General features: G+C 42.9%; 8 protein-coding genes and 1 pseudogene. 2 read left to right on the top strand and 7 right to left on the bottom strand.

All coding sequences use genetic code 11. The features are described from left to right. Positions 1 to 14: 14 nt before the first annotated feature. Positions 15 to 293 carry a C40 family peptidase gene (locus MMY81_RS32210; protein WP_256497981.1) on the bottom strand — a complete coding sequence of 93 codons (279 nt, stop codon included), beginning with the start codon at positions 291 to 293 and terminating at the stop codon, positions 15 to 17. A 23-nt stretch (positions 294 to 316) separates the two neighbouring features. Here MMY81_RS32210 and MMY81_RS32205 point away from each other — a divergent pair, with 23 nt between their 5' ends. Continuing rightward, on the top strand, positions 317 to 709 hold the full coding sequence (locus MMY81_RS32205; RefSeq protein ID WP_252314458.1) for a hypothetical protein: 393 nt from the start codon (positions 317 to 319) through the stop codon (positions 707 to 709). A gap of 117 nt (positions 710 to 826) precedes the next feature. Here MMY81_RS32205 and MMY81_RS32200 read toward each other — a convergent pair whose 3' ends face one another. Next, entirely contained in the window at positions 827 to 1,102 is a 276-nt protein-coding gene (locus MMY81_RS32200; protein ID WP_252314459.1) for a hypothetical protein, read from the bottom strand. Positions 1,103 to 1,689: 587 nt separating this feature from the next. Next, entirely contained in the window at positions 1,690 to 4,134 is a 2,445-nt protein-coding gene (locus MMY81_RS32195) for a bifunctional diguanylate cyclase/phosphodiesterase (protein WP_252314460.1), read from the bottom strand. Between the two features lie 613 nt (positions 4,135 to 4,747). On the opposite strand from MMY81_RS32195, the pseudogene MMY81_RS32190 reads away from it, so the two are divergent. After that, positions 4,748 to 4,869: pseudogene (locus MMY81_RS32190) on the top strand (acetyltransferase); the annotation flags it as partial. Between the two features lie 991 nt (positions 4,870 to 5,860). Here the strand turns inward: MMY81_RS32190 and MMY81_RS32185 are convergent. From MMY81_RS32185 to MMY81_RS32170, 4 genes are all read right to left on the bottom strand, one after another. Then, positions 5,861 to 6,421: a maltose acetyltransferase domain-containing protein gene (locus MMY81_RS32185; protein ID WP_252314461.1), complete on the bottom strand. Its 561-nt coding sequence runs from the start codon at positions 6,419 to 6,421 to the stop codon at positions 5,861 to 5,863. 896 nt (positions 6,422 to 7,317) lie between these two features. Next, positions 7,318 to 7,527, bottom strand: coding sequence for a hypothetical protein (locus MMY81_RS32180; RefSeq protein ID WP_252316028.1), 210 nt, complete (start codon positions 7,525 to 7,527; stop codon positions 7,318 to 7,320). Positions 7,528 to 7,576: 49 nt separating this feature from the next. Next, a complete protein-coding gene (locus tag MMY81_RS32175; RefSeq protein ID WP_252314463.1) occupies positions 7,577 to 8,350 on the bottom strand; it encodes a methyl-accepting chemotaxis protein in 774 nt (257 codons plus the stop codon). A 66-nt stretch (positions 8,351 to 8,416) separates the two neighbouring features. After that, entirely contained in the window at positions 8,417 to 8,731 is a 315-nt protein-coding gene (locus tag MMY81_RS32170) for a hypothetical protein (RefSeq protein ID WP_252314464.1), read from the bottom strand. Between the last annotated feature and the right edge of the window lie 720 nt (positions 8,732 to 9,451).

Here is a 9,451-nt window from a genome sequence, read left to right as displayed (position 1 = left end):
CGATCTTACAGCTATTAAACACGTCCGGCGCCGATGTAACGCGGGGCCCCATAACTACTGTCCATGCTGGAAATCGTTACCCAGTGGAGCCCCCCCGCATGAGAGGGGCCACCTCTTGTATCAAAGAACACCAAGTCCCCTACGCTTGGGTTCGATACACTCGTGCTTGCACGATGCACCGCTGCTACCGTACGAGGAAGATCTTTTTCTACTTGTTGATGGACGTACTGCAAGAAACCGCTGCAGTCAAATCCACTTGGCGACGTGCCGCCCCAAACATACGGAGAGCCCATGTGTTGAAAAGGAGCAATGCCTCATGATCGAAGATTCATTTTTAAAGGTGTTTACCAGTTTAGTTCATGTCTACTTGGCTCCCGCTGTTTTTATTAATCCCTATACAATAGTAGCGAAAGGCCAGGCAGCCACCCTAGAATTAACCACACTTCACCGAAACAAAAACCACATCAAACAGTTAAAAACAGACGTGGAAAATCTACTAGCCGGTCATGCATCGTTAGAAGCTGCTAAGGATGAAATGAAGGAGTGGACAGCAAATGTGGATCCCTTATGGAGCCAGTTTCGACCTCTGGCTGAAGTCAATGTCCATCTCGATATGGAAAACGAACGAATCAATGTGATGATTATTCAAAATAAAGAAGTCGTACAATTTTTTGGCTTCTCCCAACAAGAACGATTGGATCTTTTTTGAATATTTAGAAACGTTCACTGAGTCTTTAGTTAAAAAAACCGATTCCTAAGAAAAGATTTCTATCCCAACGCTGAAGAATAGAAAAAGGCTCTTGGCTTCTTTTTTAATGACTGCTGCTTATTTTCTTGCTTTCACATAATATGTAACCGATTCAATTTCTGACGTCGGTTCGTCATATTCATTCTCCATATAATCGATCATTGTATCAAATACCACTAGTTGGTGCTTTCCTAAATCTAACGGATCCCCTACTTGAAAACCCTCAAATGTTGATACCTCTAATTCTTGTTTCAGCTTAGGGACGGTATCAAAAAAGAAGACAAATGGAAGCTCATCTTTCCCATTTTGAATATACACTAGTTTGACTAAGACGCCTTCCCAATTCTCTTTCATCTTTTTTCACCTCGCAAGATGGAATGTTTTACTATTACCTTCTCCCACTATCTTATCTTTACCCCATCCATTCTTCAAATTTCCAATAGTAACAGCTACAACATTTCTCTGTCCCTTATATAGATTCCCCTCCCTGCATAAGCTAAGTTCGCTAAAGAAAATTCGATAGCTATCCGTATGCCATTGATTGTATTATGTCGTTATGTCAGGTGGAGTATCTTTTTCTTTTTTTATAAAGTACCGTCTTTCTCTGTGAAGGATCCGTACTTTTGTAACGGATTATGATAAAAAACAATACTCCGTTATTGATAGTCAGGATCATTTTGTTCTTCATATCAGGGTAGTGCTCCACCTAAAAACAGTTGTTTTTCTTGATAGATCTAGACAAGAAAAGGACATCCTACTGGTTCGATAGGTTTCGCTTTATTCATCCATAAAATACTGTTGTTCGGTGAAAGACTACGGTCAGGAAGCGCCCTCTCTAGAGTTATAACTACGATGGTTTATCGCTGGTTTACCGTTTGAACCGCCAAAAGCAATCAACAAAAGCCTTTTTACAGTACAAAAGCCAGAATCAACGGCGAGTTTTATGCGCCATTGTTTTCTACGTCACTAAAGGAGGCCTGCTTCATCAAGTACTTGGTTTCGAGGGCCGTTGCGGACAACGGTCGGCTGAAATAAAACCCCTGGATATCCGAACAGTGCTGCTCTTCCAAGTACGCCACTTGCTCGGCAGTCTCCGCCCCTTCCGCAGTGATATCGATATGCAAATGACGCCCCATCGCAATGATCGCATTGGTAATTTGCTTGGTTTTAGGATGGTCCTGCGCCCCCTGCACAAACGAACGGTCAATTTTTAGTCGTTGAATCGGAAAGTCTTTGAGGTAGGACAGGGAACTGTGCCCCATCCCAAAGTCATCGATCGCGAGCGATACCCCCAGCTCCCGCAGGGCGTGCAGAATTCGAATCGAACGATCCAATTGGTCCATCGTCATGCTTTCGGTAACTTCCAGTTCAAGCCATTCTGGCGCCAGCTGATATTTTTCCAGAAGGGAAGCGATAGAAGCCACCAGTTCCTCGGATTGAAACTGTTTGGCTGACACATTCACCGAAACCGATAGGGGGGTTTTGTTTGTGACCCATTCTTTCGCTTGGCGACACGCCATGTCTAGAATGGATGCCCCTAGGGGAAGAATTAATCCGGTTTCTTCGGCCAACGGAATAAAATCCCCAGGGGAACGAATGGTGCCGTCCTCGGTTTTCCAGCGAACCAGTGCTTCCACGCCCACAAGGCGACGGGTGATACAGCTAATTTGTGGCTGATACTCCAGGTAAAATTCGTTTCGGTCGATGCCGCGTTGGAGCTCCTGCTCTTGTTGGAGGACCGTCTCCGACTTGAGGGCCAAGGTAGCGTGGTAGTAGGAATACGTATTTTGATTTCTCTTTTTAGAAGCATACATCGCCATGTCGGCGTGCTTCATGAGCGTCACGGCATCGCCGCCGTCTTCCGGCGCTACCGCAATGCCGATACTTCCTGACGTGGATAGTTCATATTCGCCAACTAGAAAAGGACGTTCTAAGGCTTCGAGAAGGTGCCGGGCCAGCTCGGTGGGCCCATCGTTATCGCAAATCGTGGGAAGGAGAACCGTAAACTCGTCGCCTCCGAGCCGCGCCAGCAGTCCTTCCTTTGGCACACAGGTTTGTAAGCGTTCGGCGGCCGCACAAAGTAGTTGATCTCCGACCGTATGACCAAGCGAATCGTTAATGATTTTAAATCGATTAAGGTCTAAAAAGAACAGCACGGCTTGGCCCGTTGGCGTGGCCAACGTTTGTTCCAACTGCTCGACGAACGCCCGCCGATTCGGGAGGCCCGTCAGGGCATCCGTGTAGGCGATGCGATGCATCGCCTGTTCTGCTTGGACCTGGGTAGAAATGTCGCGGGCGATGCCATGCACCCCTTCCAGCATGCCATGCAGATACATTGGAATCAGCGTGACATTCAACGGAAGCGGCGCTCCGTTGGGGGTTATCACCGTATTGAAATAGACGGCCTGCTGGTTAGCGAGAACGCGTTGAAAATGCTGAACCGCTGGTTCGAGTGAGTCGTCCGTGAAAAGGGCTTTCCCATCCAGGGTGGGCCAATCTGCAGCCGAAATACCGGTCAAAGCCACCCCGGGTGGGTTCATGGTTCGAAACCTTCCTTTCAGATCCAGCGTAAAAATGGCATCGACGCTGTGCGTAACCAGGGACTGATAGCGCTGTTCATTGTCGGTGAGCTGGTCCGACTGAGACACCAGGCGTCGATCAATCAGAGCGCCCCCGACAAAAAAGAGTTGAATGAGAAACGCAAAGATCCCGACGAGAATGGCCATCGTGGTGCTATCGATCGCGTAGGCGGGGATGGGAGCGGCATTTTCTGGCATAGAAAAACGAGCCGCGCTCATGCCGATATAATGCATGCCGCTGATGGCGAATCCCATCAACAGAGCGCTCCCTCCTTTCCACGCATACAGGGCCCGGGAAGAGGGCCGCTTGGCCAGTTCATGAAAGCCCATGAGCGCGGCTAACGAGGCACCGATAGCGACAAGAACGGACAGTACATAGCGCCCCAGTCGATAGGAAATAGCGACCCCTTCCATCGCAGCCATCCCAATATAATGCATCGCGGCAATCGCAACTCCCATACAAAGACCGGCAAGCAGCAGCCGGCGCCAGGGCAGCGTGGCCGATCGGCTGATTGTCCAAAAGGCAATCCAGGCGCCAAGAGCCGCGGCACCAAAAGAAAGAGCCATCAGCCAGGGATCATACCGCATCACCATGTCCATCCGAAACGCTACCATTCCCACCACATGCATGGACCAGATGCCAATCGCCATCACCAACGCGCCGCTGTAGAGCCATAACAGCCGACGTCGGCCGTGTGAATGCCGCATGCGGGCGGTTAAATCCAATGCAGCATAAGCGGCTAATGCCGCAATCAAAACCGATACAACCACCATACCTCCTTGATAGGTGCCTTCCATATTGTTCATGTATTGCCTCCGTTTCTCTTTCTCTTTACCGATGCATCGAAAGACGTTTATCCTTTGTCTAAGGAATGTATACCTGTTATATCGGCAAGAGGCGATTCAACGTAAAGCAGGAATGAAAACAAGAAGCAGATAGATACCTCTATTTTTATAGAAAATAAGTCGCTATGGAAAATCATACCTGTACGGAGAGCAGACGCAGAAGAAAAACAACTTCTATTTTAGACTGGACCTATAATATGAGACAGAAAAAAACACCCCAATCGTTAAATTTCACTCTAACTTTCGGGGTGCACTATCTAATCTGGAGGTGTTCTGGAGGTGTTTTTTTGATGATAACCAATCGGTTTTATCCGGAAAAAGTAAAACGGAAAGTGATCCGCTTAAGAATGGAGGATCACTTCCCTTATTGAGAACTCATGAAGACATTTAGCATTAAAAACAAGTCTCAGATCAAAATATAGGTAAGGTGGTACAAGAAGGGAGACTATCACCGTTTAGCCTAGCCGCCTGGCCACAGTATACTTTCGGTAAAGGTCCTACAGAAGGGACAGAAATCGAATATACTAAACCTATAACCATTGGGGACAACGTGTGGCTCGCAGGAAGATGCATCATTAATCCAGATGTTACGGTGGGAAACAATGCGGTTATTTCTTCTGGAGCTGTTGTCATAAAAGATGTGCCAGCCAACGTTGTCTAGGAGGAAAACCTGCCAAAGTAATCAAATACATATAATCTGCCCATATGTAGCGGATAACACGCTATATGGGCAAAACAGAGGGTAAGAAAAAGAGAAGACTATGTAGATAACTAGCAAAAAATGCCCAATAAGCAAAGTTTTTCTTAGTCCCATCTAGAAAATTGCTTTTTTTGGAGTTTTTTATATAGAGGAAATCATGGTTCTGCATTTACTTACCATAGAAAACATTCGCTTTCGTGCTAAAAAAGAGAAGAAGATCCTTTCACTTTTTTATGGAAACGGCATTAAAGAAACCACCAAAACAAAACCCGGCTTTTCTCTCAAGAGAGGAGCCAGGTCTTGTTTTAGTGGCGTTAATATACTATTCATGGGATCTTCGTCTATCTATACTTTAAGGGATAGGCTTAGAGTATCAGAAGAACAGCGCCTTATCTATAGTTAAATATTCCTGACTTCCATCTTGTAAGACCGGCAGAAGTTATTGTCAGAGAAAAACATCCCCACTTGGGGGGGGTTATTTGGTTACTGTGTCTCATCTATGATGACTTCTTACTCGCTTATACAGTCAATAAGTGAATAAAAGTCTTGTAATGATGACAATTATAGGAGCTAATATTGCAGACAGAGGAAAAAAGTACCATTCAACACCTCCCTTCAAACGTCTTTCGTCTGAAGGATAGACGACACGGAAAAGTATATTATGTTCTATTAGACATCGATCTCTACCTTTCACCCTTTTTTGTACGTGCTAACGTATATTCTTACCCAATCAAAAAAGTAAGCAGCAGATAGATACAGCCAAGGTACGTAAGTATTCGGTTCTATCAATCACTGGTAGGAAAGAGCCTTTGTTTCAAATTATAAGATATAACGCACGTTTTTAATAAGCGTCCTTCTCACCTTGAATATAACAGCTGACGGCTTTTCACGCTTTCATTGATAAGATACTTTTTAGTATTATCAATCAGCTGCTGAATGAGTATCTTGAAAGCACGAGATCCAGCGTAAGGACGATAAAAAGCTACATTATACCTCGATCTTCTTTATGATTCGAGCTGGATTTCCACCAACAACAACGTTATTCGGAACATCTTTTGTGACGACCGCTGCTGATGCAATTACCACATTGTCTCCTACTGTTACTCCAGGATTTATAACGGCACTTCCACCAATCCATACATTATTTCCGAACGTAATTGGCTTTGCAAATTCTGTACCAGAATTTCGTTGCGTTGGATGAAGCGGATGAGTTGCTGTATATATCTGCACACCGGGAGCAAGCATACAATTATCGCCAAATCGCACCTCACAACTATCCAAAATCGTACAATCAAAATTTGCGTAAAAATTCTCGCCTACGATTACATTGTAGCCGTAATCCACCCGAAAAGTGGGCTCTATGTAGATATTTTCTCCGGTGGCTCCTAGGAACTCTTTTAATAAAGCTGTCCGCTTTTGTTGTTCGGTTTCCAATGTTTGATTATAGACTCTCCCCTTACGTCTTGCTTCATTTCGGTTTTCGACTAATTCTAGATCAGCAGGATTGTACATTTCCCCTGCGATCATTTTTTCTTTTTCCGTTTTCATTTTCTATCACTCCTACTTTGTTTTCCACACTTTTCAAAAGACATGGAGATACACTAAGTTAAATCATTTGAAAACTTAAAAGCACAAAGGATATGTTTAAATATATGTACAAAAGGAACAGTATTACAACCCTTGCATCAAAGTATTGTTTCTTTTAATGTGAAGTTTCGTCCTCTTTTATCTCCTAACCTTTATATATTGGTTGGGAGTTTTTTTGGTCTAATTACTTAAACCTCAATAAGGCAGCACTTGGTCGAAATTAATAAAAACAACTAATTAACGTGAAGGAACCAAGTATAGAGCAGAGTTCTTCACGTTATTTCATCAATAAGAAAAAATTCGAGATATCTGCTCTTCAAATATCAATACGTTATTCATTATAAAGACTGCAATAACTGTTTGGCGATGGGATGAGTATAGTCCGGATTTTTTTGTACATATCAACATTTTCCTCTTCTTTGGGATGCCAACCTAAGCTAATCGCAGTTAAGAATAACCATTCATACGATTTAGTATTTAGAGAAGATGTGCTTAATTCCTCATGCAAGTAAAGTGAAAGCGCCAATAGGTCTACTTTATAATTAGCCGCCTTGTTCTTGAAATGATAATATACAGCGATTCGATCCTCCTTATGAAATTGCCTAGCCTCGTTAATTAATGCATGCGTCATTTGCTCTATTTCAGCACGACTTAACACGTTCAAAAATTCTTTCCATCATGCCATTTTATTCCTTATTTTTCCTCTGATTCTGCACAGAATCAGAGGTTTTTTAAGGAATATCTACTAATAATTGTTTCATTAATGGTTGTAGGAACATGGTACTTTGCTGAAATACAGCGTCATTTTCAGTGGCTGAAGAATGCATAATTAAACCCATAACGGTTAACAGAATGCTTCATGATCCCTGGGTCTGCTGGGACGTACTATTAACAAGCTGTTCGTGCGTATAAAGACATAATGCCAGTAAACGATCGCGGGCATTCAGCGCCAGGGCATGAATATTTTCATAAACAGACATTCGACTTGAGGTGGTTGATTTAGCCTGCATTAACAGAGGGTTTGTTTGTTGTTCTATTTGTTGTTCTAATTGATACTGATCATGCATGTAAACATCCTTTCTTCCAATAATGCCTTTTCCCTGCGGGATGTATGATCTATGATGATCTTTTTAGTTCATCAACGTTCTGACTTAGTTCTCCGGCCATCTGATCAATAGCTTGAATAACTTGAGTTAGGTTCTTCATATTAGACGTTTGTTGAGTCGATGCTGCAGCTACTGCCCTTGCTTCATTGGACGTCATATGAGTGACAGCTTGAATGTCTTTAGATGCAGCGACTAATTGATCCGTCTTCCCAAGCAATTCATTGGTTTCCGCTACCGAATCGATCAATTGCGTCTCTACCTGGGCGGCTCCGTTCGTAATTTGCATCAAAACGGCTTCGATCTCTTTAGTCATGTGCTGCCCGTTTGTAATTACCTCCGCTCCTTCTTTCCACGTTTCGGAGGCCTGGCGGGTAAATCCTTGAATGTCCGCTACCATGGCATGAATAGACTTCGCTGCTGCATTGGATAGATCAGATAATTTTCGTACCTCCTGCGCGACCACGGCAAAACCTTTTCCATGTTCCCTGGCACGAGCGGCTTCAATAGAGGCGTTAAGAGACAACAAATTTGTTTCATTAGCAATGATTGTAATCGATTCCACTGATTCACCAATCTGATATGTTTTTCCTTCTAGGGAATGCATTACTGCCGATACATCAGCTAAGGATTGATCCACACGGGTCATATTCGTCTGATTATGGGCTAAGGACTGAATACCTTTTTGAGACTGACGAGACCATTCCGCTGATGTCTCTTGAATCGTGTCATTCTGTTGATTTACTTTTTTAACACGATCTAATATTTGTTCTAACGCCTGGTGCATCGTTATGGTTTGATGTTCTTGGCCTTCGCTTCCCTGCGATACATTCGCTATCGAGGCTCCAATTTGCTAGGAAGCTTTTTCCGTTTCACTTATATTGGTAGATAATTCGACGGATGCTTCTTTTAATTGGTGTGACGTTTTTTTAATATTTTGAATTAATTGTTGAATGATTTGTTCCTGTTTTTCCTGCACCACTTGTTGATTTTTTTCTGCTTTTGACGCCATCACGATTTGGAAAATGAGGGCAACAACCGCGATCATCACGAAAGTAGCGTGGACCCCCACCATTAATAAATTATAAACAGCGCCCCCATAAACGGCTTCTGTAAAAAAGTAAAAACCAGCTACATGATGAACCGCGTACAAACCGGCTACCAACAATAGTAAATGAATCCTTCAATAATATGCCACCACAGCTAGTGACATAAAGATACCAAAATGATATTCAACCATGCCATCTCTCGCAGCAATCGTTCCCATGGAAGCCATCGTAATAGATAATGTGATTCATAGGGCCGTCTTCTGATTTTTTTCTTACGAGCGCTTAGGATACCCAGGATATAGAACAGGACTGAAGAACTGATTAAAAAATCGTGGCCCATAAGGAAACGCCAGTAAGGGTACTCATTTCATGTTGTCGGTTATGAAGCAATGCAGAAAAATGAAACTGCTGATGTAGAAGGAAAACCACTCCCATTATCAGTAAGGCCGCTCCATTGACAGACAACATGGTTCTGTTTTCATTATTCATCTTTACTCTCTCCCTCTTCCTTTCAACCTCTTTATTTATACGTCGGTCGAGAGGGCATTTATCGATGAATATTGGTAATTATTGATAAAAATTATTTCATTATGGCTTTTTTTTGCTATTTCTAGAAAAAATAAAGAAAATTTATATATTCATTATTTTAATGGAATAGGCTGGATATATTTTTTTATAATGCTTATACCGTTCAATGGCTTCTTGAAAGGTGGAAAATTGATTTCTCTGTTTTCTATTAGGATCTTCTCTGTTTAGTTTGTTAGAACTTTCTTCTCCATTAGCATCGATGATGAAAATTCGGTATTTGTACATTATAACAGGTCAACTCCTTTTTGATT

It is taken from the genome of Sinobaca sp. H24 (assembly GCF_023845525.1).
The sequence above is the reverse complement of the archived record's forward strand: the minus strand, read 5'-3'. Positions and strand labels throughout refer to the sequence as shown.